Origin of the sequence: Flavobacterium sp., assembly GCF_029945805.1 — a bacterium.
In the GTDB taxonomy this organism is placed as follows: domain Bacteria; phylum Bacteroidota; class Bacteroidia; order Flavobacteriales; family Flavobacteriaceae; genus Flavobacterium.
Genome location: NZ_JAQSDH010000019.1, coordinates 23,737 through 49,487, shown reverse-complemented (window position 1 = coordinate 49,487; position 25,751 = coordinate 23,737). Strand labels below are relative to the sequence as shown.

Here is a 25,751-nt window from a genome sequence, read left to right as displayed (position 1 = left end):
TCATTTAAAGAAGCCATCTTTTTGGCTTCTTTTTTATCGGACAACAATGATTTAATTATTAATGAAATTACAGGAGGAATTTTTATTTAAGTAATTTAAATTATAAAATTAATGCGAGTACTCTCAAAATCCCGTTTCAAATTAGGACTTGAATGCCCTAATAAACTCTATTTTACAAATGATAACACATTTGCTAATAAAAAAAATGAGGACTCTTTTCTGAAAGCATTGGCTCAAGGCGGTTTTCAAGTGGAGGAATTGGCAAGATTACATTATCCAAATGGTGTTTTTATTGACACAGAACCTAAGGAGTATGAAAAAGCAGTACAGCTAACTAAAGAAGTTTTAAATCAAGAAAATGCGGTTATTTATGAAGCTGCATTTTTAATTGATGGTTTTTACATTCGTACCGATATTTTAGAAAAAAAAGGAAATAGTATTCGTTTAATCGAAGTAAAAGCAAAATCATTTGACCCAACTGATGAGAATTTATTTATTGGTAAAAAAGGAGCTTTGGTTAGTGGATGGAAACCCTACTTATTTGACTTAGCCTTTCAAAAGAAAGTGGTGCAAATGGCTTACCCAAATTTTGAAGTTGATGCCTATCTAATGATGGCAGACAAAACTAAAACAGCAAGTATAGACGGATTAAATCAATTATTTCGGGTTCCACTGGAAGGAAATCCTAGAACGGATATAGTAAAAAAAATCAGCACAATTGAAGAAGCTGGGGATTCCGTATTATCAGAAAAAAATGTAGATACTATTATTAATGCAATTATTGAAGGCAGATATAGCTATTCTGAAAATCTAAACTTTTCTGAAGCTATGTTATTGTTCAGAAATGCTTATCAAGAAAAAAAATATCTCAATTGGCCAACCAATTTTAGCACTTGTAAAAAATGTGAATTTAAAACCTCTCCAGAGGATAAAGAAATAGGTTTATTGTCTGGTTTTGAACATTGTTTTGGCAAACAATTTAATTGGACAGCAAAAGACTTTACAACTCCAAATGCAATGGAAATTTGGAACTTTAGAGGTGGGAATCTAATGGAAGAAAAGCGATTGTTTATGGATGATTTAGTAGAAGATGACTTCAAAATAAATCCAGCTGTAGATAAAATCTCCCCAAGCGCTCGGCAGTGGATTCAAGTAGAAAAAGCAAGAAAAAATGATTCAACTATATATGTTGAAAAAGAAGGTTTAAAAGCTGAAATGGAAAAATGGAAATTTCCCTTGCATTTCATCGATTTTGAAACAAGTACCGTTGCACTTCCCTTCACAGCAGGAAGAAGTCCTTATGAACAAGTTGCTTTTCAATTTTCACATCATGTTTATAATGAAAATGGGACTATAGGACATCAATCTGAATTTATAAGTAATACTCCTGGTGAATTTCCGAATTTCATTTTTGCAAGAGCTTTGCAAAAAGCTTTAGAAAATGACGAAGGCAGCATATTCCGATTCGCAACACACGAAAATTCCATTTTGAATGCTATTATAAAACAATTAGAAGTTTCATCGGAAATTGATAAATTAGAATTGATTGAATTTTTAAAAACGATAACAAATTCAACCAAAAACTCTGCTCAAATTTGGACTGGTGTTCGAAATATGATTGATTTAAATGTAATAGTAAAGGAGTATTATTACAATCCATATACTAAGGGATCGAATTCTATAAAGACAGTATTGCCAGCTGTATTAAAATACAGCAGTTTTTTACAACATAAATATAGTCAGCCTTTAAAACTGTTGACTCTAAGCAGTAAAAACTTTGATGAAAATCACATTTGGCTTGCGCTACTAAATAATGAAGTTGTTAATCCATACAAAATGCTTCCTCCACTTTTTGAAGGTTGGGAAAATATTGAATTGGACGAGAATATATCTGAAATGGAAAATATTTCAGACGGTGGTGCAGCTCTAACGGCTTATGCAAAATTGCAATATCAAGACATGACAGAAAAAGAAAGAAACGAAATAACATCTGGACTTTTAAAATATTGTGAATTGGATACGCTTGCAATGGTCATGATTTATGAGCATTTAAAGGAATTAACTAATTAAGTAAAACCCAGCTCTGCAAAGTGTTTTCAGTAAATGCCCCACATTAAGCTCATCATGAATAACTCATTTGATCTATTGTAATATTTAAGAAAATTAAGTTATTCGAATTAATCTCATGTGCATCGGTTTAACTATTTATGAAAACAATAAACTTAAAAAATGAAACTTACAAAAATAGTCCTCACATTATTTATTTTCCTAACATTTCTTGCCACTATGGCTCAAACAAAAATTTTCTATGCCGATGGCAACTATAAGGGAAAATTAAAATACGTTGTTGAGGGAACAAAAATTTATTATGCAGACGGAAATTATAAAGGCAAACTTGCTTTTATAAATGAAGGCAATAAGCTCTTTTATGCTCAAGGTAATTATAAAGGTAAATTAGCATGGCTTTTTGAAGGAGAAAAAATATACAATGCTGTCGGAAATTACAAAGGCAATCTGTATATGGTTATAGTAGCAGAAAAAGCATATTTTGCGGATGGAAACTACAAAGGCAAATTAGCGTTTGTAAAAGAGGGAAATAAAATTTACTATGCTGATGGAAATTACAAAGGAAAATTAGCAGAAATCGTTGAAGGAGGTCTGCCACGACCTATTTTATTTACTTTAGCAAACAATTAAAGTATAAATTGATTAAAGAGCTTAGCTTCCGCAGTCAAGTACACTTTTACTAAAAAATTAAAAACAAAACGCCCTAAAAAGGGCGTTTTTATCTAGTAAGCAAATTTAGGTCCAAAGCAAAATATTTTCGAACCCTCAAATAGTTACTTTTATATGCTCTTAAAATTTTTTAAATTTTTGTATGTTATTTTTCAACCGCTACTTTTTGCGGAATATTTTTTAAAATTTGCTTCCCAAGTTCTGCCATCTGCCGCCATTGATAACTTCGATACCATTTGATTTAAGAATTGATGCCGCCTGAGCGCTTCTCATTCCCGAACGACAACAAACAATAACTGGTTTGTTTAGTTTTTGTATTTCTAAAATTTTACAGCAGTATTGTCCAATGGAATATTTTTGGAGTTTTTGAAATGTCGTTCACAGAATTCACCAGCGGTTCGAACATCAATAATAATGGCGCCTTTGTATGTAAAGTCTTTTATACTTTCCGATTTACTGTCTAAACCTAACATGCTTAAAATTCCCACAATATTTTTTTTGACAAAGATAAAATGTGGGGAACTTTTATGCTTTAACAAATGTTACATTTTTCCAGATTATTAGTTTAGTATTGTGTTTTGCAAAAGTAATTTCAATCCGCTAAACATTATAGTACAAAAAATGCCTTTTGAAATTTTTCAAAAGGCATTTTACTATTTGTTTAAACTATTAATCTAAACCAATTCGTTTTTAAAAATTAATTCTAAACCGTTGCTAATTAATTTGGCAACTTCAGTTCGGTTCTCTTTTAGTTGTTCTAAATGAATGAGTACTTGTTCCAGTAATTCGGGTTGATTTTCATCTTTTAAAATCTCAACAATTTCAATCGACAACAACCAATCATTTGGGTGATTTGATTTCAAAGTTTCAAAAATTTGTGCTAAAGATTTGCTTTCTTTTCTTTCACGCATTGCTCTAACGGCTTTATATAAACCTTCTAATTCTTCTCGCTGTACTGATTTTTTAGCTTTTATGGTATGGCTTGACGGAACATGATTAATCATGTCAAAACTATTTACATCTGCTGGACCCGAAAATGCTGAAATCACTTTTTTACCCACAGCCATATCGTAAATACCCCATTCTGGTTGAAATAAAATGGTTTCGTTATGAGTAACGGTGCAATTTTTAAAACTGATAATAATAATTTCGCCCTGCAGATTTCTAGAACCTGTGATGATTTCTCCAGTAACTGTAATGCCACCTTCAAATTCAAGTGTTACTTTTTCGGCTTCATAAATATCATACGCACGTAAATCACGTGGACTCATGTCTTCAATGGCCAAATTAATTCCCTTTAACATACCTAGAGGACTTCCAAAACCATCTTTGTGTTGACTGGTTCCGTGCCCCACTAATTCTTTTTCACGATAGGATAACGCTGTTTTTCCTGTTGTTTGAATATAAATAGATTTTCCGTTGTGTTCAATAACGTTAGTAAAAATACCTGATATTTGCAAACCAGTACTTAATTCAATGGTTCCTATTGAATTGGAATCAATAAGTTTCTGAACTGCTTTTGGTCCGCCTTTTCGGACTGCCATAGTATTAGCAAATTCTTCTAAAACTTGGCTGAGGAACGCAAAATCTGGAGTTACATATAGTTGAGGTTGCGGTTTTGTGATGTCAAAACTTTGATCGGCAGCCGAAATATCATATGGAATTTTGGTTACTTCATCCGTCATGCACCAGGCGCTTTCACCAATGGAAGATAACAATCCGGCACCATATATTTTGGGGTTTTCAACAGTTCCAATCAAACCATATTCTACGGTCCACCAATGCAGATTGCGAATTCGGGCCATTTCAGATAATTCACCCATATTGTTTTGCAGAAAATCAACTTGTGCTTCGGCGGCATCAATATCGGCTTGTGGAGTGCCTTCTGCTTCTTTAATAATTGAAAGTAAACGCACAGCTTCGTACATTTCATAATCACGATGAGACGAAATCGCTTTGCATCCAATTTCACCAAAACGGCGCAAATATTCCGCATATTCCGGATTGGCAATAATAGGAGCATGTCCAGCACCTTCGTGAATAATATCTGGAGCCGGAGTATATTCTATATGTTCTAACTGACGAATGTCGGAAGCAATTACTAAAACATTGTACGCCTGAAATTCCATAAAAGCATTCGGTGGAATAAAACCATCTACCGCTACAGCAGCCCAACCAATTTCCTTCAAAATTCGGTTCATGCCATACATATTTGGAATATTATCCACTTCCAAACCGGTCTTTTTCAAACCGTCCAAGTAAGAATTGTGCGCCACTTTTGAAAGATAATCAACATTTTTACGCATCACATAACGCCAAACCGCTTGGTTGATGGGTGTGTAATCTGCATAATCTTGAGGCTTGATAAATTGCTTTAAATGCTTTGGTAATCTATCTATCAAGGGGTTGCTTTCAAATGCTGCTTCCATAAATTTTTAGGTATTGTTTAGGGTAAATTTACAAATCTTAGACTAAAGAAGCGTGATATTTATCATAAAAAAATTCTATTCTAATATTGATTGAGGAGCCATTTCCAGCTTTCCATTGCAATCTTTTTTAAATAAAAAAGGATTTCCATTGCAATCTGGGCTAAAAAAAACCGCAGTCTCGTCAATTAACAAGAATGCGATTTTAAATTATTTGTAAGCTGCCCTCTGAATACGTATTACTTTTTCTTCGGTGGATATTGTTCCAGAATTTTAGTCACAAATTCTTTTATTTTTTCATCCTTTTTGTTAGTGTCTTTTGTCAAGACCCCTTCACCTTCGCCTTGCCAGATCAATTCTTTTTTCTTGGCATCAATAATATCAATGAAGAGTGTTCCAACTGGATAGCTGGAAACAGCTGAGCTTCCGTTCATCATCCATGGATTCCAACCCCATCCCCAACCGTATCCCCAACCCACGTTGAATTGGTTTACGTCCACTTGTTCTCTTTCTTTGGTAAAAATGTTGATTAACAAATCGGGAGTTTCACTTGACATGAAACCTTTAGCTAGCATGATTTCTTCAATTGAGCGTAGAATTCTTTTTTTGTCTAAATCTGATATTTCAACTTTATCAATACCACTTTTGTAGAATGCATAGGTTTTGTACGAAGTAAAATCTACTTTCTTATCGTAATCTGCGTTAACTTTTACAGAAGAACAGGATGAAACGACAAGGAAGAGTAGTAGTAACGGTAAAATTTTAACTGTTTTCATATTTTTATTTTTTAAGTATTTTAGACTTCTTATAGTGTAAAATTACTATCTTCTTTACAGTGTCTAACCATATAGGAAGTTTAATAATCTAACAAAGAATCATCAACTACGTTAGGGATGGTAACTTTTAATAAAGGTTGCGTCTCCATAGCTCTTTTAATTGCAAAAATAGCCCCTTCATTTCGAGCCCAGTTTCTTCTTGAAATTCCGTTATTGACATCCCAGAAAAGCATTGACTCTAAGCGCCGTGAAGCGTCTGCTGAACCATCAAGAACCATACCGAATCCGCCATTTATAACTTCGCCCCAACCCACGCCACCGCCGTTATGAATAGAAACCCAAGTGGCACCGCGGAAACTGTCTCCAATCACATTTTGGATTGCCATATCGGCAGTAAACCGAGAGCCGTCATAAATGTTTGAAGTTTCTCTATAGGGCGAATCGGTACCAGATACGTCATGGTGGTCACGACCCAAAATTACAGTTCCAATTTCACCTCGCGCGATAGCTTGATTAAAGGCTTCGGCAATTTTAATCCGACCTTCAGCGTCAGCATATAAAATTCGGGCTTGTGAACCTACGACTAATTTATTTTCTTGAGCACCTTTAATCCATTGAATGTTATCGGCCATTTGCTGTTTGATTTCGTGAGGCGAATTTTTCATCATTTCTTCCAAAACATCACAAGCAATTTTATCTGTTTTGGCTAAATCTTCCGGATTTCCAGTAGCACAAACCCATCGAAACGGACCGAAACCATAATCAAAACACATGGGTCCCATGATGTCTTGCACATAACTATTGTATTTAAAATCGATATGATTTTCAGCAAATACATCCGCTCCGGCACGAGAAGCTTCTAGTAAAAAGGCATTGCCATAATCAAAGAAATACGTTCCTTTAGCAGTGTGTTTATTAATTGCTTTGGAGTGACGGCGTAATGTTTTTTGGACTTCCTCTTTAAACTTTGCTGGATTGTTGGCCATCATCTCATTAGCATCTTCAAACGAAATTCCAACGGGATAATAGCCGCCAGCCCATGGATTGTGTAATGAAGTTTGGTCAGAACCCAAATCGACATGGACGTTTTCTTGATCGAATCGTTCCCAAACATCAACAATGTTTCCGAGATAGGCAATTGAAACAACTTCTTGATCATGAAGTGCTTTTTTGACTCTTGGTACTAGGTCTTCGATATCTTCAATCACCTCGTTAATCCAGCCTTGTGAATGTCGGATGTGGGTTATTTTTGGATTTACTTCGGCGCAAACCGTTACACAACCAGCAATATTGCCCGCTTTGGGTTGTGCTCCTGACATACCGCCGAGTCCTGAGGTAACAAACAAACCACCTTTTGGTGCTTTTTTAATTTTTCGAAATCCATTTAAAACTGTAATTGTGGTTCCGTGTACGATTCCCTGAGGACCAATGTACATATAGCTTCCTGCGGTCATTTGTCCGTATTGTGAAACGCCTAACGCATTCATTTTTTCCCAATCATCCGGTTTGGAGTAATTTGGAATTACCATTCCGTTTGTAACCACAACTCTTGGTGCCTCTTTGTGTGAAGGAAACAATCCCATGGGATGACCCGAATACATTGTTAAGGTTTGCTCGTCAGTCATTTCCGATAGGTATTTCATTGTGAGCAGGTATTGCGCCCAATTTTGAAATACCGCTCCATTTCCGCCGTACGTAATCAATTCGTGTGGATGTTGTGCCACGGCATAATCCAAATTGTTTTGAATCATTAGCATAATGGCTTTTGCTTGTTCTGATTTTCCTGGATATTCTGAAATTGGTCGGGCGAATATTTTGTAGTCCGGGCGAAAACGGTACATGTAAATGCGGCCATATTTTTCTAATTCTTCTTTGAATTCGCCTAGTAATAAGGCATGATGTTGCGGTTCAAAGTAGCGTAAAGCATTTTTTAAAGCCAGTTTTTTCTCTTCTTCTGAAAGAATCTCTTTTCGTTTAGGAGCATGGTTGATTTCGGTTTCGTACGGTTTCGGATTGGGTAAAACGGATGGAATTCCTTGTTGTATTTGTTCTTGAAATGTCATTTTTTTAGACTTCTTAAAGTGTTAGATTTTTAGACTTGTTAGATTTTTATAACTTGTCGTTATTATTGCCTGCGTTAGGGATTGTAGCAAGTACCGTGTACTGCGGAAAGCCCGACCCTTGTGGTAACGCCCTAATTATTTTTTTATAGTTCCTGTTTTTTTGTCAAAACCGTACGGACAATGCCTGCAACCACTTCGGCAACAATAGCCACGTTTTAAGTGGTATTTTTCGGTGAAACATCGATAACCTTCGGGTGTAATGTAAAAATCTTCGCCTTCGATTAATTTATTTTCATTATTTTGCTCATTCATAGGTACAAATTTAAAGCTTTATCATAAATGTTTGTAATCGTTTCCAGATATTTAATTCCAAAAGGGTTTCGTGGAATCACTTTATTTCCTTTTATCGTTGTTTCAGAACCGGATTTGAAGCAAAATAGGATACTGATTAATCATGAAAGAATTCATATAAGACAACAATTGGAAATGTTGATTCTGCCCTTTTTTATATGGTATGGAGTGGAGTTTTTGGCTCGATTTATAATTTGTAAAAACAAAGACAAAGCTTACCACAGTATTTCATTTGAACGCGAGGCTTATGAAAACGAAAAAGACCTTAACTATTTAAAGCAAAGATCTTATTGGAAATTTTTAAATTATTTGAACTAATTTATTTTGATTTCGTTTTATCTCGGGCAAGTTTTTTTGCTTCTTCTGATAAAGTTTCTTTTACAGTTTGAAAAGGTGCTTTATTTCCAAATTTTACAATTCCGTTTTCAGACCAAATTGCTTTTCCGCCATCAATAGTTTCATCGTGCATTACTTCGGTTAAATTATGTTCAAAGTTTTTATCCAAAATTTCTTCAGAAATTTTCGGGTTCTCGTATCCTGATTTTTCTCCTATCGCAATCCAAGTAAAAGCGATGTTTGAATTTCCGTTATTGTTTTCTTTTATGGTAAACCCTTGCGAATCCAACGAAACTAAATATAATCCATTACTTTGGCCAATTGGAGTAACTGTAACTATAATGGGTTTTTCTGTGGATAAAAGTGATACAAAATTTTTATCAAAGCGAATACTAGCATTACCATCGACTAAATTTCCAATTCCTTTGGCATTGACATCTACATTTAAAGAAGTGGAAGCATAAGTGGCTATTTTATTTTCTTTTCCGGATAAAACGATAAAGTTTTCGTTTGTTATGGTTTTGCCGATAGTATAATTACCAAATCGATTGCCTGAAAATACGGTTCCATATTCATCTCCTTTTATCCAGCCGCCAATAACTCCGCCATATATTCCTAACCCTATTAGGGTGTTTACGGAATTTGAATTTTGACTGTTTGAATTCCCGCTAAATCTACCAGTAAGACCTCCAGTAGTATGACCTTGTCCGAATCCATATACTGAATAATCATTTCCATTGGCAGCATAATAGCCTAGTGCGCCAGAGGCAAAAAGGTCAGTTCCTAAAACACCTCCAGAGCGAATACTGCCAACATATGCATTTGAACCAACTGAACCAAAAACCCCAAAGGCATAGTTTCTTGGAGTTGGTACTACATACGAACCGTTAACTCCAGCGGAAACTAAATTTGTGAAATTTGAACCAGATGCTGTGGATGATGATAATCCTCTAACACCATTACCATTGATACCTGATCCGCTATATTCGCCTTGCACTGCTGCGAAGTTTGTAGCTCCTCCGATAACTCCACCATATACAGCACCTCCAGTAAAGGAAGTGTAACCATTTACGGCCCACGGGAATGTGTTATTACCAACAGCATTCATTAAGTCTCCAGGCAAAGTGGTGTTCAAAGTACCCACAAAAAATTCTCCTAAAGAACTAAATCTTCCCACGAAATTATTGTTGGTTCTGAAATCGATATTTTGAGCATCTGTGGTTCCAAGAAAATTAGTCCCGGCGGTTGTTGTATTCCCGCCATTAGTTCCACCATTACCGGTTAGTGACCATGCATTTGCTTCAGCGCCCGTTACGGATCTCCAAATAGTTCCATTCCAATAATAAAATCCCGGAATTACATTGTTTGGAAAAACTCCTGCAGTGGCGGTATTCCAAACTAAAGTTCCACTAGGCAAAGCTCCGCCCTGCGGATTCACAACAGGCGCTGAAACGTTGGTCGCAGTTAATATGACTCTTGGCACTAACATGCCGTTTGTAGTTGAGGTTATATCTAAAGCTCCCTGAGGCGTTGTTGTCCCTATTCCAACTTGCGAATGTCCAAGGAATGTGCTTAATAAGAATAATATGTAAAGTTTTTTCATCTTACAAGATTTAAATTTTAAGGACTATAAATATAAGTATATACTATTTAATTGTCTAATTTTAAGCAAGTTAATTTGTGTATAAACTAAAAAAACCTTTACTTTTTTTGTAAAGGTTTTTTTAAAGCTTGAGGCGATTATAATTAGTAAATAATTTTGCGAGTAACTGTTCCCCCTGTTTGTAATTTTATTTTCAACAATAATGTCGTGTTGTTTTTGCGCAGATTGGAAAGTATTATATAATTTGAATTTATGGTAGTATACATGTCTAATTTCTGTCCTAAAAGATTAAAAACTTCAATAGTTTCCATTTCGAAGTTATTCGAGCTAACAGCAACTTCGTTATTAACCAATACTTTTATAGTGTTCTCATCAAATGTATTAGTTGGGACTCCCAGCGTATTATTTACATATACTACTTTAAAACGATTACTAATTCCACCAGATTGAGTTGTGTTAAAATGGTATGGACTTACTTTAAGGTCATGGGTAATATTTAACAGATTATCTTTTAAATAAATATTTTGGTTGTTAAATAATCCATCAACTGCAGCAATTCCGATAGTGTAATCCCCTTGTGTAGGAGCATTAATTCCAAGAGGAACTTCATCATTTACGTCAAACGGTAAACTTCTGCCTTGAATATTGAATTTTGTATCTCCAATTTCTGAAAACAGTAAAGTTCCTCCTGTATTTTGCGTGATACAATCATAGAAATTGTCTACACCCATTGTTGCGTTTTCAATATATCCAAAAAGTGTTCTATCGGACTGCCCATTAGGATTGATAAAATCTAACCATATTCTGTTTCTTTCAATATTAGTAATATCAATTGCTGAAGTTGTTGTAACATTTGATGTTCGATAAAAACTACTATTACTTAATGAAGCGTTTCTTAATCCATTGTTAAATTCAACTGTAATGTTATCTGCTGCAGAAACCGCCGGTCCATCAATCATCTGAACAAAAAAGCCTTGACCAGATCCAACATATAAATCAGCCGCTGCCGCAGGACAACAGCTGGTTCCAGTAAAATTAAAGGTGTAATAATCTCCAGCCGTATAATTGTATACGAAAGAGGAATAAAAAGGATTAGCTATTAAATTCGATGGAAGAGTTCCGTGAGTCCATAGTCTTATATTTCCTAGAATTTTTGTACGGTTATCAAATAAGAACTGGCTCCCGCGAATCGCTGATGGATACGGGTTTCCAAGTAAATTCCAGTTGTCGCTTAAATACGATATTTCGATTCCGTTTGTACCATAATGAGTAGTTGTATTTTGGTCATTTCCCCTTTCAATTGGAATCGTTATAATTCCATTTTGTGGAACTCCTGTAAACGTTCCGCTCAACGTTCCTGATCCGCTATTGTAGGGAGCCGCGTTTGGAGCTCTCGCAATATATCCTTTTCCCGCAACCATAATGCTGCCTGGAGCATTTTGCCATGTCCCTTGGCCACCGTTTCCATTGGCAATAGTCGTATTCCATCTGTAAATTGGACCAAAAGTAAGAGGTGATACTATGTTGCTCACATTAAATCCGACAACTGGAGACGACCAATAGGAATAGTCTAACATTCTTATATTTGGTGAATCGCGTTTGTAGATGATATTTCCAGAGTTTAGGATATTGTTTATCTGAATCAAACTTGCACTGTTATTAATAGTAAAAATACCAGCGGGTTGAACTGTGACTTTATCTGTAATAGTCAAGTTTTGATTTGAGTTAATAGTAAGCGAAGCATTATTATACACCGCAAGGTTATAACCAACAGCATTAGGTGTGTTTGATATTATTGGATAAGGACGAGGAGAATTTACCACAGGAACTATGACACAATCAGCATTGGTAGGAACACCATTAGGAGTCCAGTTTGTCCCTATATTCCAATTGTTATTTGTGTTGCCGTTCCATACTTTATTTCCAGTAATAGTTACCACTGTAATATCGCTTACTTTTAAATTCCCGGTACAAAGTGGATAAGTAACTTCGGCCGTATATGTTGTAGTTGCTGATGGACAAACATTTATAACATCCGCCGTTCCCGCAGGTGCTGCAATTGGAGTTCCTGTAGCAACCGTTCCCTGATACCATTGTACAGTTGGATTTACGGAAGGACCATTTGGAGTAAATCGCCAAGCTTCCCCAGTGCCGTTTGCTACTGTCCAATTGGTGTCTAATCCATTTCTGCTTGGGGCTACGACGGCTGCTGTTCCGGTTGTATTTTGAACTCCTATGATTGCATTTCCATCATTCCAAGTTGCACAAATATTCTTTTCTTTAATATAAACTTCAATTATGTTGGTGTTTTCGTAGAGTACCATCATGCCTGTGTAGTAACTAGAGTTACATGCTGCAGAAAACATCGGGATTTCGTTCCAAGATGCGACAAGTGCTCTACAGCCTGAGTTAAGCGTAATTAATTCCCATCCAACTTGGCCTCCTTTACTTGGGTCAATATCGTGATACACTCCAAAAATAGTATTTTTAAAAAGTGTATTGTTGGGTAAATTGTTACTGAATGACCAAGTAGAATAGCCGCCAGGACTATTGGTTGTTGTGTCAAATGTTATTACACCATTCGATCCCATTAAACATTTATTGTAGTTGTTTCCGTAAAAACAAAAATTAAAAGGAAGATTAATAGTTGATGACCAAACATCATCGATGTTAACACTTACTGGGTTTTGTAAGCAAGTAAACTGATAAGGTGGAGCATATGGTATAGAGGAAACCGCATAATCTGTTGTCTGTTTGATGGGCAAGTACGTTACTTCTAAATTGGTACAGGTCGATCCTGAACAAAGTAATGCGGCCGGATCTACGCCACTTAAACCTTGTCCTGCAGCTACTGGAGTAATACAGGCAAGTGCAGTTGTACCAGTTCCCGAACCAACTGCGCAAGGCGTATAATTAGTTGGTCCAAACCAACTGCTTACATCAGAGCCACCGCAATACGAGCGCACCCAAAAGTAATATTTAAGACCTGGTGTTAATCCAAGTAAAGTTACTGTCGTTACTCCTGCAGATGTTGAACCCGTTGGTGTTGTGCCTGCAGTTGGAGCTGTGCCAGTCGTGTTAATAAAGTATTGATAGCCACCAGAAGCCGCTACGGAAGCCGTCCATCCAACAGTAACGCTTGTGGCGGATAAAATATTAGTGTAAAGATCAGAAGGAGACGGGCAACTAGGGGTCGAGGCGCAAATACCAAATGTTCCACTACTACCACCGTAACCCCAAACTCTGACATAAATTATTTGGCCTGGTGTTAAACCAGTTAAATTAATATTTGACATTAGGGAGAAAATAATGGGGTCATCATCATTACATTCTAATAAAGTTAATGAACCACAAGTGCCAGAATAGAAAGCCATGCCGCTATCAGTTATGCCTCCACCTTGCAAATCAACCGTTATTTCACCTGTCGCAGGAACAACGACTGAAAACCAGACATCGCCTCCAGAATAGTTACCGCAAGCAGGAGCTGTCATTCCAATGCTCGGGGTTGCTCCGGTATTGGTATATGTACTGTAAGAACACAGAGAATTTACAGGCAATGAAATAGCCCCTGCACATTCATCATTAGTAAGCGGAGGGAGCGGACATGAAATCATAAAACTTACATTTCCACCGACGGAGCTTTCAGGATCTAATAAAATATAATATTGAATTCCAGCTGTTAGTGTAAATCCGGCGCTGATCGATGATCCAAATAAATCATCAATACAAGTCCAACCCGTTGGTCCACATCCAGTGCTTGCTGCCATGAATTGATAGTCTATAGTTGTGTATGAACTAGTTTGATTAATAGAATAAACTCCTGTGGCTGCTGGCGTAAAACTGTATATAACTTCCAGTCCAGGTGTAGTCCAGCCACAAGCGGAAGGACTATAAACCCCATTTCCTGATACTATAGTTTTATTTAGTGCGGTTCCACAAGTTGCAATATTGGTTATGGAGATACACGGGCTTGGTGGTGGAGCAGTGCAACTTCGCGAGATGGTAAATGTTCCTGTTGTAGTTCCAAAAGTTAACCAATACGCTACATACACATAATAAGTGGTACCATTTACTGTGGTAAATGTGGCCGTTTCTGGTGCTGTATCAGTACAGACTATATTAGTTAATGATCCACAGGTGCCTGTCGACACCGATAATTTAATATCAAATGCTGGATTTGTTGTAATAGTAGTTTGTTGCCCATTACCCACAAACGTATACCAAACGCCATAATTAGACATGGAACAACCGGATACATTTGCAATGTTTGTTGTGTTTACTGTAGTTCCTGCTAAATTTGTAGTACCGCAAGGTAAGTTTGTTGCATTAGCACAAAGATCATTTACTGGTGGGACTGGTGGGACTGGTGGGACTGGTGCAGCTGTGCAGCTTCTTGAAATTGTAAATGTGCCTGTTGTGGCTGACCCTGATGACCAATGGGCTACATAAACATAATATGTGGTTCCGTTTACTGTGGTAAATGTAGCTGTTTCTGGTGCTGCATCAGTACAGCCAATATTAGTTAATGCCCCACAGGTGCCTGTTGATACCGATAATTTAATATCAAATGCTGGATTTGTAGAAATAGTAGTTTGTTGCCCATTTCCGACAAACGTGTACCAAACGCCATAGTTTGACATGGGACAACCTGAAACATTTGCAATGTTGGTTGTTGCTACAGTAGTTCCTGCTAAATTCGCGGTGCCACAAGGCAAAGGCGTCGCATTTGCACAAAGATCATTTGCTGGTGCAGTTAAGATTTTAGAGATTAAAGAGATATTGTCAATAGCAGTAGGTGGCTGTGTTCCTAGACTACCATCATTTCGCCATTCAAAAACTAATCTTACCGTAGTACCTGCATAGGCAATGGGCAATTTAAAGGAAGTTGACGTCCAAGTTGCTTGAGCGCTATAATTTGTAGCTCCTACCTGAATTCTTCCTGTTGGTGCTGTACCTGTTGTTGTTATTTCCGTTCCATACAAAGGTGTATAAGTAGTTGGAACAACCCAGACTCTCATTCTGTCAAACGTGCTTTCTCCTTGGCCTAACCAATTAAAAGATAGCGTGATGTCTGTTTCTCCTGCTGGAATTGTTATATTTCTATAAAAATGAGTTGCTCTTGTAGTGCCTATATCATAAGTATAAGGAGGAGGAGTATTGCTAGTGTTTTGAGAAATATAAGCACATCTTGTTCCAGAAAATCCTGCAGTAGCGCCAGTATTTAGAACCCATTGATTTTGAGTGGCGATTCCCAATGTGTTGGACCAATTGTTTGAACTAAACGTTGTTCCGCTTTCAAACCCGCCATCTCCAATTGGTGAAATAAGCGTAGTTTGCCCAAAACTCTCAAAAGGGGCAAAAACTAGTAAAAGCAGTAGTCCTATTTTTTTAAAAAGGTTTTCAGTTTTTAAAAAAATAGTATGAGATGTATTGAGGTATTTTTTTATTGAGTAGTTCTTTTTCATATATCTTTCTTTGAAATTTGTGCGCAACTTTACAATAAAATTAACATTATTTGTAATAATATGACAGCATATTTGTTATAACACTATAAAAATCGATGAATTACAAATTATGACGATGAATTACATTTTTTTTAAACTGTGTTTAATTTTAAAATAGTTTTCAACGGGAAATCTTATCTTAAATAATAGTTTTTTTATCGGATCGTAAAAGGTAGTAATTTACATTTTTTAGATATTCCTACTTGCCCTAAACAAAAAGTCACTAGTTTTCGTTTGAGATTAAATAGTGAAATAATTTTAAATAATTTGAATAGTAGCTTGCTTCAATTTTGATAATATTTTTTGAATTGAGTTTGAAAATGAGCCACATATAAAAAAAATTCGTATTTTTGAAATCTAAATTGATTGACTTATGAAAATAGCTTTATTTATTTGTGGATTTATGTTTTCACTAAATTCCGTTTTCGGACAGTTGTATGTTAAAGATAGCTATGTTTTTAACCAAGGTTCAATGGTTTATGTTAAAGATTATGTTGAATTAAATACAGCAACAAGTTATATCTATCTAAGAAATGAAGGGCAGCTTTTACAAGGAAGTACAGTTGCCAATGGTGTAAATCGGGGAGTAGGTGCTTTGTCTGTTTTTCAGGAAGGAACGGCTAATAACTTTGGTTACAATTATTGGTGTTCTCCAGTAGGAGTTGCGGCAGCTGGCGCTGGAAATAATAGTTTTCAATTAGATCAGGTTCTAAAACGACCCATAGCTAATATAACATCACAAAATCCATCTTTTACATCTTCAGTCAACGGAACATCAACTAATTCACTTTTAACTGTTTCTAACAGGTGGATTTATGCATTTACGGCTCAAAATAATTATTCCAATTGGGTGAATATTGGACAATCTGGAACAATTACGAGCGGCTTAGGATTTACACTGAAAGGAGTTTCTGGCGATGATACATTAGCTGGAATAGGAGAAACTACCGTTAATAATCCAACTAACGTGGGTCCTTATAATCCTTTACATGATTATCAGCGGTATGATTTTAGAGGAAAAGCAAATGACGGAACTATTGGTATAACAGTAGCTGGTCTTGCAGGTCAATACCCAAATAGTACATTGACTGGAAATCCCTATCCGTCAGCTATAAATCTGAATTTATTTTTATTGGAAAATAGTGGATATTCTATTAATTATTCAAGTGGTGCAGTAACAAACCTATCATTTCCATTGCCCGCAAGCGGTATTATTAATGGTACTGCTTATTTTTGGGAACATGAAAAACCAGCAACTTCGCATATATTGCTTCAGTATATTGGTGGTTATGGTTACTATGCACCAAATAATATTGATGCATTTAGTCCAGGGACTTATAATAGTGCTAGTTGGAGTACGTACAATATTGATGGATCAATCAATACTACCGGTGGCAACTCAGGTTCGGTTTATAAAAGAATGTTCTCTCCTGTTGGACAAGGATTTATGATCGAAGGCAAAGGTAACGGAACGGCTCAAATGAAAAATTTATACCGCGTTTTTATTAAAGAAGGTGTCGCTACCAATTCGCAATTCGAAAGATTTTCTAGTACAAATACATCAAATAATGAAGTTTATGAGAATTGGGGACAAATTCAGAATGTTGCGGGTACAGATTATACACAATTCTCTACCGCGCCAACGCCACAAATAAAAATTCATACCATCTTCAATAATCAATTTACGAAAGAAGTAACGATGGCTTTCAATCCTAATACAACGGATGGATTTGATCCCGCTATGGATGTTAATTCGTATGAATCTGATTTTACAAATGATGCTTATTTTTCTATTTCTGATAATATCGGAAAATATGTAATTACTACGCTTCCCTTTAATGTCGATACAAGAGTTCCGTTCACTCTAAAATCAGACAATCAGGCTACATTTAAAATAGCAGTTGCTGCTGTTATTAATTTCAGCGACGCACAAAATGTGTACCTATACGACGGTTTAACTGGAGTATATCAAAGTATAAAAGATGGTTTTTTTGAAGTGACACTTCCGGCTGGTCTCTATACCAATCGTTTTGAAGTTACATTTAAAGATTCAAATGCTCTTGGAGTTGCCAATCCAATAAAGGAAAATGTAACAATTGTTCAGAATAATACTAATCAACTTTTGACCGTTTTAAATCCAAATTTACTGGAGATAAAATCAGTACTATTGTTTGATATTACTGGGAAATTATTATTGAATAAAACGAAGTTAGGTTCAAAAACCAGCTACGAGTTTACTACGGCTTCCTTACCCGAGGCGGTGTATTTAGTCAAAATTCAAACCGAAGACGGACAAGCCGTTGGACAAAAAATTATAATTTCTTCCAAATAATAAACATAAAAAAAGTGATTGTATGATCGCTTTTTTTTATTCACTATTAACAGAAGAATGTCTAGTGGACATTCGGTAAATGAGCAGAAAATTGTAATTTTTAGTCTTGTTTAATTCTTCCAATATACTACTTTTGAGGTATGAATTTTCCAGAAAGCAGTAATCAAAAAATCACTATTAAAAGCAGTACGGTTTCGCTGTACGTAAAGCGGGAAGATTTGTTGCATCCCTTAATTTCAGGAAATAAATTTAGAAAATTAAAGTACAATCTGGCCCAAGCCAAAAAAGAAAATAAGGAAACCTTGTTAACTTTTGGCGGTGCATTTTCCAATAACATCTTAGCCGTGGCTGCAGCCGGAAATGAATACGGTTTTAAAACTATCGGAATCATTCGTGGAGAAGAGTTGACAGACAAAATTCTGGACAATCCAACACTTAAAAAAGCTCAGGAATTAGGGATGATCTTTGAGTTTACTTCTCGAGAGACCTATCGCGAAAAGCATACTGCAAAATTCAGGGCTAAACTAACTGAAACGTTTGGCGATTTTTATCTCATTCCGGAAGGCGGCACGAACAATTTAGCCATAAAAGGATGCGAAGAAATACTCACATCCAATGACGACATGTTCGATTATATATGCTGTTCAGTTGGAACTGGAGGCACTATTTCTGGCATTATAAATTGTTCAAAAAGTAGTCAACAAGTTTTGGGTTTTCCTGCGTTAAAAGGTGACTTTTTAAGAGAAGATATTTGTAAATTTGCATCCAAATCAAATTGGGGCTTGATTACAGACTATCATTTTGAAGGTTATGGGAAAGTTTCGGAAGAACTCATACGATTCATTAACGCGTTTTATCAGCAGTATAAAATTCCATTAGATCCCGTTTACACTGGGAAAATGGCATTTGGAGTTTTGGATTTAATTAGCAAAAATTATTTTCCTGAGAACTCAAAAATCCTAATGATACACACAGGTGGATTGCAAGGAATAGCCGGAATGAATAAAGTCTTGAAACAAAAAAAACAATTAGAAATACATATCAATGATTAAGAAAACCATTTTACTGCTGCTTATGATTTTTGTTGCTTCGTGTAGCGCCAATCATTCTGCGGTCAGAACCTCGAAACCAGATCCAAGAAAGTCAGGAAATCCAGTAGTTCAAAGAGTAAAGAAGCCTATTTACAGACCAGCGACTGCAAAAAATCCAGTAGCAGTTAGTGCAGTAAGCGTAAAAGAGTCGCCAGGAAACGTAGATGGTCCTTTGACCTCGTCGGAGGTTGTTTTAGAAGCTACAACACGAGTAAAGGTTACTACAGCAATGGTGGTAGCTTATATCGAAAGATATAAAGAAGTAGCCAAAGAGAATATGACCAAAACGGGAATTCCTGCTAGCATAACTTTGGGTCAAGCCATTTTGGAGTCGGGTGCAGGAACGGGGCCATTAAGCGTTCAAGCGAATAATCATTTCGGAATAAAATGCCACAAGGAATGGACAGGACCGAGTATTAAATATACGGATGATGAAGAAAATGAATGTTTTAGAAAATATGATGATCCTAGTCTTTCATTCAAAGACCACTCTTATTTTTTAACGAGCAGACCAAGATATGCTGAGCTTTTTGAATTTAAAAAAGATGATTATAGAAGTTGGGCTTATGGTTTAAAAGCGGCAGGTTATGCCACCGATACGAAATATCCAGACAAACTTATCGGATTGATTGAGCGGTATCAATTGGGTAAATTTGATGCAGAAGTTTTAGGTACAGAATATGTTCCGGTCGCAACAACTAAGACGAACGTATATGCTCAGGATTTTCAGAAATATACCGTAATCAAAGGTGATTCGCTATATTCAATTTCTAAAAGATTCAATATTTCAATTGATGATTTGAAGAAGAAAAATAATTTAACAGATAATACTATTTCTTTAGGACAAAGTATAATTGTCAAATAATAAAATTCAACTATGATTTATCAACGAAGCAGTCAGCTATTTGCTGAGGCCGAAAAAGTAATACCAGGTGGAGTAAATTCACCAGTCAGAGCATTCAAGGGTGTTGGTGGAACTCCAATATTTGCCAAAAGCGCAAAAGGTGCTTATGTTTATGATGAAGATGACAACCGTTTAATTGATTACATCAATTCATGGGGACCAATGATTTTAGGTCATGCATTTCAGCCTGTCGTTGATGCTATAATCGAAAAAGCGCAAAAAGGAACTTCCTTTGGTATGCCAACAGAATTGGAGACAAAGATTGCAGAACTAGCCGTTTCTATGGTTCCGAATATTGATAAAATCCGTTTTGTTAATTCGGGTACAGAAGCTTGTATGAGCGCTATCCGTTTGGCAAGAGGTTTTACCCAAAGAGATAAAATTATAAAATTCGCTGGATGCTATCACGGACATTCTGATTCTTTCTTGATTCAGGCTGGAAGCGGAGCCAGTACTTTTGGCACACCAAATTCTCCAGGAGTTACTCAGGGTACTGCAAAAGACACTCTTCTTGCAAATTATAATGATTTGGACAGTGTGAAAGCATTGTTTGAAGCCAATCAAAATGAAATTGCCGCAATAATTATTGAGCCTGTTGCGGGAAATATGGGTTGTGTGCCACCAAACGAAGGTTTTTTACAAGCCTTAAGACAAATTTGCGACGCGCATACTACGTTACTGATTTTTGACGAAGTAATGACCGGATTTCGTATGGCAAAAGGCGGTGTTCAGGAATTATACAATGTAAAAGCAGATATTGTTTGTTTCGGAAAAGTAATTGGTGGCGGTTTGCCTGTCGGTGCTTTTGCAGCGCGAAATGAAATTATGAATTATCTCTCGCCAATAGGACCGGTTTATCAGGCGGGAACTTTATCAGGAAATCCACTGGCAATGGCTGCTGGATATGCAATGCTGCAGGCTTTAAATAATGATACCACTATTTTCAAAAGATTAGAAGAGAAAACGGCTTATTTGCATCAAGGAATAGAGAAAGTATTAACTGCCAATAAGATTTTGTTTACCATTAATAGAGTAGGTTCAATGATTTCCGTTCATTTTGATGCTAATCCGGTTTATGATTTTCAAACGGCTAAGAATGGTGATAATGATACGTTTAAGAAGTTCTTTCATGGATTGTTGCAAGAAGGAGTTTATATCGCGCCATCTGCTTATGAAACTTGGTTTATCACGGATGCATTAACGTATGAAGATTTAGATTTCACAATCAATGCCGTTGCTAAAGTTTCTAAAAGTTTATAAATAAAAAAGTCCTCTCATTTTTAAACGAGAGGACTTTTATATCTAACAGTAGATAAACTAGTTTGTTAATTTCTTTAATAACTCTGGATTTTTCTCTAATTTTTCCATTTGATTTCCATCTAATGTAGCTCTAATTTTAGCATCAACACTTTTCAACATTTCAGATTTTCGCTCTGCCGCTACATTTTTATCGTCAATAACTTGAAATTTATATTCAAAAAGCATCGCGAAATTTTGATTCGTTGTCTCGTCCAATTGAAGATACTCTGACAATTCAGCAGCCTGTTTTTTACCTTTTTCAGTAGAATTTAAGCCAATATAGCCTTTAGTATCTTGTGCATTTGCATTTATTGAAAATGCCAATAGTAACATGAAAGCTGCAATTATTTTTTTCATTTTTTAAAGTTTTTAGTGGAATAATAACTCCAAAACTAATTTATTTTGGTCGAAACTCAAAATTTATTTTTATCTAACTTTTAAGGAAAGTGTTTTTAATTTCTTTTTCCTTTTCTTTCTGCTCTATTTTCTTTCATTTGCTCAATTTTCTCTTCCCGATTTTTTTCCCATTTGGTAAATTGCGCTGGAGTTAGAATTTTTTTCATTTCAGAAGTCAAAGCAGCTTGTTCCGTTTGCATTTGCGCTTTCATTTCCGCTCTGTTTTTATCTTTGACTTGTTGCATTTCTGCTTTTTTCACTTCTCTTTTTTGAACTTGTTTGGTTACTAAAACTTTTACTTGTTCGGTTTGTTTTTCATTCAAGTCTAATTCCTTGCCCATTTTTTTGACCTGAAGTTCTACTTTTTGCTCGGTAGTTAATTTTTCTCTTCCGGCTCTTTTTCCATCTCTTTGTTGTGCAAAAGTTGTCAATCCAACAACTAGTAATGCAGCGATAAATAATTTTTTCATGTTATAATTTTTTAAATGATTTGCCAATTGGACAGTAAGACTTTTAAAAGGTTTAATTCGTAACAAAATTTTATAAAAAAAAGGAACTCAATGGAGTTCCTTGTATATTCGATTATTTATGATTTCTAAATTATTTCCCTAAATACTCAACGATTTTGTTTTCGCCATCCACAACAATTTTCATCAAACCGTGTTTCGCTATTCCTTTGCTAGCCGCATCCCATTTTTTTCCACTTAAATCAGCTTTTATTTTGAGATCACCAATAGAAATTCCTTCGTTAGCTTTCAAAATTTCAATAATGTGTTTTTCATCTGCGGTTAATTCCAATTGTTTTTTCTCCGGACGCATTTGCGGGAAAAACAATACTTCCTGAATAGATGGATTATTAGTTAAAAACATTACTAATCGATCCATGCCAATTCCTAATCCTGAAGTTGGTGGCATTCCGTATTCTAATGCACGTAAAAAATCTTCGTCAATGATACCGTTTGCCTCGTCATCGCCTTTTTCTGCTAAGGCCATTTGATTTTCAAAACGCGCTCTTTGGTCAATTGGATCGTTTAATTCTGAATACGCATTGGCAATTTCTTTTCCGCAGACCATTAACTCAAAGCGCTCCGTTAATTCTGGATTATCGCGGTGTTCTTTGCATAAAGGCGACATTTCTTTTGGGTAATCTGTTATAAAAGTTGGCTGAATAAAGTTCCCTTCGCATTTTGCTCCGAAAATCTCATCAATCAATTTTCCTTTACCCATGGTTTCGTTCACTTCAATATGCATTGATTTTGCAGCATCAAATAATTCGGCCTCCGTTTTACCTGAAATATCAAAACCCGTAAATTGTTTAATAGCATCCGTCATAGTAATTCGAGCATAGGGCGCTTTAAAGTTTACTTGGTGTTCGCCAAAAATAGCTTCTGTCGTTCCGTTTACTTCCTTAGCGCAATATTCAAGTAAGTTTTCAGTCATTTCCATCATCCAGTTATAGTCTTTATAGGCTACATAAATCTCCATAGCGGTAAATTCCGGATTGTGCGTTCGGTCCATCCCTTCGTTTCTAAAGTTTTTTGAAAACTCATACACGCCATCAAAACCCCCAACGATTAATCTTTTCAGATACAATTCGTTTGCAATTCTTAAATACAAAGGAATGTCTAGTGCATTGTGATGCGAAATAAAAGGTCTAGCCGCTGCTCCGCCAGGAATGGATTGCAAAACAGGAGTTTCAACTTCGATATATCCAGCAGTATTGAAAAAAGTTCGCATGGCTGTGAATAATTTTGTTCTTTTCAGGAACACTTCTTTCACGTGCGGATTTACTACTAGATCTACATAACGCATTCTGTAGCGCAATTCAGGATCGTTAAAAGCGTCGTGAACATTTCCCTCTTCATCTGTTTTAGGCAATGGTAATGGGCGAAGTGTTTTACTTAGAAAAGTAAAATTGTCGACACGAATGCATTGAGCACCAACCTGGGTAGTAAATAATTCACCTTCAATGCCAATAAAATCTCCTAAATCGGTTAATTTTTTAAAAACCTGATTGTACATCGTTTTGTCTTCGCCTGGGCAAAGCATATCACGGTTTAAATACAATTGAATTCTGCCTTCGCTATCTTGTAGTTCCGCAAAACATGCTTTTCCTTGATCACGAACGCTCATCAAACGACCCGCAACAATCACCTTCTTGCCGTCTTGAAAATTTTCCTTAACCTGCTTTGAAGTATGGTTAACCGGAAATAAATCCGCTGGATAAGGATTGATGCCAAGTCCGCGCAAGGCGTTCAGTTTGTCTCTTCTAATGATTTCTTGTTCTGAAAGTTGCATATTAGTGTATTTAAGCGTGCAAATGTAGTTATAAAATAAAAAACTGCCAACTGCTACTGTCTGCGGATTGCTTTTTTCTGAAGCGAATGGTTTGGGCTTTGTCGGCGGAGCATTTTCCCGCTTTCCGTTACAATCTTTTGTATTTCCCTTCCGCTTTGCTATACGAAAACACAAAAGGATTTCCGCTACAATCGGGGCTAAAAATAAACTAGGGGCATACTTTTAAACTTTGTAACTTTGCGGCTTTGCAACTTCAATCAAAATGAATAAAAACATTCAAGTTCAGGACTTAGGTCACAAAGATTACAAAGATACTTGGGATTATCAGGAACAACTTTTTAAAAAAATCGTTGATCTTAAATTAGAAAAAAGAACCGTTCCCGAATTAGTAACGCCAAATTTCTTTGTTTTTGTGGAGCATCCGCATGTTTATACTTTAGGTAAAAGTGGTGATATAAGTAATTTGCTTTTATCCGAAAAACAATTAGAAGCAAAAGGCGCTACTTTTTATAAAATCAACCGAGGCGGAGATATTACCTATCACGGACCAGGTCAAACAGTAGGTTATCCTATAGTGGATTTAGAAAATTTCTTTACAGATATTCACAAGTATCTGCGACTGCTTGAAGAAACTATTATCCTAACATTAGCAGAATACCATATAAAAGGAACAAGAAGCGAAGGAGAAACCGGCGTGTGGCTTGATGTTGGTACGCCATTTGCAAGAAAAATTTGTGCGATGGGAGTTAGAGCCAGTAGATGGGTAACTATGCATGGATTTGCGTTAAATGTAAATGCTAATTTAGGATACTTTGATAATATCATCCCGTGTGGCATAAAAGGTAAGGCAGTGACTTCAATGCATGTTGAGCTGGGTCAAGAAATTGATGCGGCTGAAGTGAAAGCTAAAATCTTAAAACATTTCGCTGTTTTGTTCGAAGCCGTCATGGAATATTCTGAAATCAGGAATCAACATTCGGGAATCTAAAATCTAATTGCAGTGGTTCTGGTAATAAGCGAAAAGTTAGGCGGTGGTATTTAGTAATCCCATATTTTCTTATGGCTTCGCGATGTTCAATCGTAGGATAGCCTTTATTCTTTTTCCAATTATACATTGGAAATTCTTTGTGAATTCTCGCCATATATTCATCTCGGTACGTTTTAGCTAATACAGAAGCAGCAGCGATACTCATAAATTTACTATCTCCTTTTATTATAGTCGAAAACGGAATGTCATCAGTAGGTTTAAATCTATTCCCGTCCACTATGATATAATTTGGTTTTGGTAACAATTTGGTAACGCACAACTGCATGGCTTGTATGGATGCATTTAAAATATTGATCTCATCAATAATATTGGGTTCCAGATGTGTTATCGAAAAACAAATGGCTTTTTCCTCAATTAAAGGTTTTAGTTTTTCTCGTATCTTTTCAGAGAGTTGTTTAGAGTCGTTTAATAAATCTAATTCAAAATTTTCAGGTAATATAACGGCTGCCGCCGTAACGGGACCGGCAAGACAGCCGCGACCTGCTTCATCAGTTCCGCATTCCAATTCAAAATTAGAAAACTTAAATTGTAACATTTAAAAATATTTTTTTGTTAAAAATATAAATAATGATGCAACTATTTACAGGT

20 protein-coding genes are annotated in these 25,751 nt (G+C 36.0%); 8 read left to right on the top strand and 12 right to left on the bottom strand.

Features of this window, described 5'->3' with window-relative positions:
* Positions 1-111 precede the first annotated feature (111 nt).
* Entirely contained in the window at positions 112-2,070 is a 1,959-nt protein-coding gene (locus tag PSU83_RS04680) for a DUF2779 domain-containing protein (RefSeq protein WP_300587238.1), read from the top strand.
* Between the two features lie 159 nt (positions 2,071-2,229).
* The gene (locus PSU83_RS04675) at positions 2,230-2,697 is read left to right on the top strand and encodes a hypothetical protein (RefSeq protein WP_300587237.1); all 468 of its coding nucleotides are present in this window, start codon (positions 2,230-2,232) and stop codon (positions 2,695-2,697) included.
* Positions 2,698-2,916: 219 nt separating this feature from the next.
* Here PSU83_RS04675 and PSU83_RS14775 read toward each other — a convergent pair whose 3' ends face one another.
* The 6 genes from PSU83_RS14775 to PSU83_RS04650 form a co-directional block, all read right to left on the bottom strand.
* Positions 2,917-3,009 carry a hypothetical protein gene (locus PSU83_RS14775; protein WP_363319871.1) on the bottom strand — a complete coding sequence of 31 codons (93 nt, stop codon included), beginning with the start codon at positions 3,007-3,009 and terminating at the stop codon, positions 2,917-2,919.
* 47 nt (positions 3,010-3,056) lie between these two features.
* Positions 3,057-3,224 carry a hypothetical protein gene (locus PSU83_RS04670; protein WP_300587234.1) on the bottom strand — a complete coding sequence of 56 codons (168 nt, stop codon included), beginning with the start codon at positions 3,222-3,224 and terminating at the stop codon, positions 3,057-3,059.
* A gap of 186 nt (positions 3,225-3,410) precedes the next feature.
* A complete protein-coding gene (locus tag PSU83_RS04665) occupies positions 3,411-5,165 on the bottom strand; it encodes an aromatic amino acid hydroxylase (protein WP_300587231.1) in 1,755 nt (584 codons plus the stop codon).
* Between the two features lie 236 nt (positions 5,166-5,401).
* Positions 5,402-5,938: a DUF4136 domain-containing protein gene (locus PSU83_RS04660; protein WP_300587229.1), complete on the bottom strand. Its 537-nt coding sequence runs from the start codon at positions 5,936-5,938 to the stop codon at positions 5,402-5,404.
* Between the two features lie 80 nt (positions 5,939-6,018).
* Positions 6,019-8,001: a urocanate hydratase gene (locus tag PSU83_RS04655; RefSeq protein WP_300587227.1), complete on the bottom strand. Its 1,983-nt coding sequence runs from the start codon at positions 7,999-8,001 to the stop codon at positions 6,019-6,021.
* Between the two features lie 135 nt (positions 8,002-8,136).
* Positions 8,137-8,313 (bottom strand): DUF5522 domain-containing protein, encoded by a 177-nt coding sequence (locus PSU83_RS04650; RefSeq protein WP_300587226.1) that lies wholly within the window; start codon positions 8,311-8,313, stop codon positions 8,137-8,139.
* A gap of 27 nt (positions 8,314-8,340) precedes the next feature.
* On the opposite strand from PSU83_RS04650, the gene PSU83_RS04645 reads away from it, so the two are divergent.
* On the top strand, positions 8,341-8,670 hold the full coding sequence (locus PSU83_RS04645) for a hypothetical protein (protein ID WP_300587224.1): 330 nt from the start codon (positions 8,341-8,343) through the stop codon (positions 8,668-8,670).
* Position 8,671: 1 nt separating this feature from the next.
* Here the strand turns inward: PSU83_RS04645 and PSU83_RS04640 are convergent, their stop codons facing one another.
* Both PSU83_RS04640 and PSU83_RS04635 read right to left on the bottom strand, forming a co-directional pair.
* Positions 8,672-10,291, bottom strand: a complete 1,620-nt coding sequence (locus PSU83_RS04640) for a hypothetical protein (protein ID WP_300587221.1) — start codon at positions 10,289-10,291, stop codon at positions 8,672-8,674.
* A gap of 143 nt (positions 10,292-10,434) precedes the next feature.
* A complete protein-coding gene (locus tag PSU83_RS04635; RefSeq protein WP_300587219.1) occupies positions 10,435-15,756 on the bottom strand; it encodes a hypothetical protein in 5,322 nt (1,773 codons plus the stop codon).
* A gap of 412 nt (positions 15,757-16,168) precedes the next feature.
* Between PSU83_RS04635 and PSU83_RS04630 the strand changes: the two genes are divergently transcribed.
* The 4 genes from PSU83_RS04630 (at position 16,169) to hemL (ending at position 21,382) form a co-directional block, all read left to right on the top strand.
* Entirely contained in the window at positions 16,169-18,127 is a 1,959-nt protein-coding gene (locus tag PSU83_RS04630) for a T9SS type A sorting domain-containing protein (protein WP_300587217.1), read from the top strand.
* Between the two features lie 140 nt (positions 18,128-18,267).
* A complete protein-coding gene (locus PSU83_RS04625; RefSeq protein WP_300587215.1) occupies positions 18,268-19,179 on the top strand; it encodes a pyridoxal-phosphate dependent enzyme in 912 nt (303 codons plus the stop codon).
* Positions 19,172-20,083 carry a glucosaminidase domain-containing protein gene (locus tag PSU83_RS04620; RefSeq protein ID WP_300587213.1) on the top strand — a complete coding sequence of 304 codons (912 nt, stop codon included), beginning with the start codon at positions 19,172-19,174 and terminating at the stop codon, positions 20,081-20,083. The genes PSU83_RS04625 and PSU83_RS04620 overlap by 8 nt, the downstream gene beginning before the upstream one ends.
* 12 nt (positions 20,084-20,095) lie before the next feature.
* The gene (hemL, locus tag PSU83_RS04615) at positions 20,096-21,382 is read left to right on the top strand and encodes a glutamate-1-semialdehyde 2,1-aminomutase (RefSeq protein WP_300587211.1); all 1,287 of its coding nucleotides are present in this window, start codon (positions 20,096-20,098) and stop codon (positions 21,380-21,382) included.
* A gap of 57 nt (positions 21,383-21,439) precedes the next feature.
* Here the strand turns inward: hemL and PSU83_RS04610 are convergent, their stop codons facing one another.
* The 3 genes from PSU83_RS04610 to lysS all read right to left on the bottom strand — a co-directional run bounded on the left by PSU83_RS04610 (position 21,440) and on the right by lysS (position 24,115).
* Complete coding sequence (locus PSU83_RS04610) at positions 21,440-21,778, bottom strand: hypothetical protein (RefSeq protein WP_300587209.1); 339 nt, start codon at positions 21,776-21,778, stop codon at positions 21,440-21,442.
* A gap of 95 nt (positions 21,779-21,873) precedes the next feature.
* Positions 21,874-22,287, bottom strand: coding sequence for a hypothetical protein (locus PSU83_RS04605; protein ID WP_300587207.1), 414 nt, complete (start codon positions 22,285-22,287; stop codon positions 21,874-21,876).
* A 130-nt stretch (positions 22,288-22,417) separates the two neighbouring features.
* The gene (gene lysS / locus PSU83_RS04600) at positions 22,418-24,115 is read right to left on the bottom strand and encodes a lysine--tRNA ligase (RefSeq protein ID WP_300587205.1); all 1,698 of its coding nucleotides are present in this window, start codon (positions 24,113-24,115) and stop codon (positions 22,418-22,420) included.
* Between the two features lie 262 nt (positions 24,116-24,377).
* Between lysS and lipB the strand changes: the two genes are divergently transcribed.
* A complete protein-coding gene (gene lipB, locus PSU83_RS04595; protein WP_300587202.1) occupies positions 24,378-25,103 on the top strand; it encodes a lipoyl(octanoyl) transferase LipB in 726 nt (241 codons plus the stop codon).
* On the opposite strand, the gene PSU83_RS04590 is transcribed toward lipB, so the two are convergent.
* Positions 25,078-25,698, bottom strand: a complete 621-nt coding sequence (locus tag PSU83_RS04590) for a ribonuclease HII (RefSeq protein WP_300587201.1) — start codon at positions 25,696-25,698, stop codon at positions 25,078-25,080. The two genes, lipB and PSU83_RS04590, sit on opposite strands and share 26 nt — an antisense overlap.
* Positions 25,699-25,751: the final 53 nt, after the last annotated feature.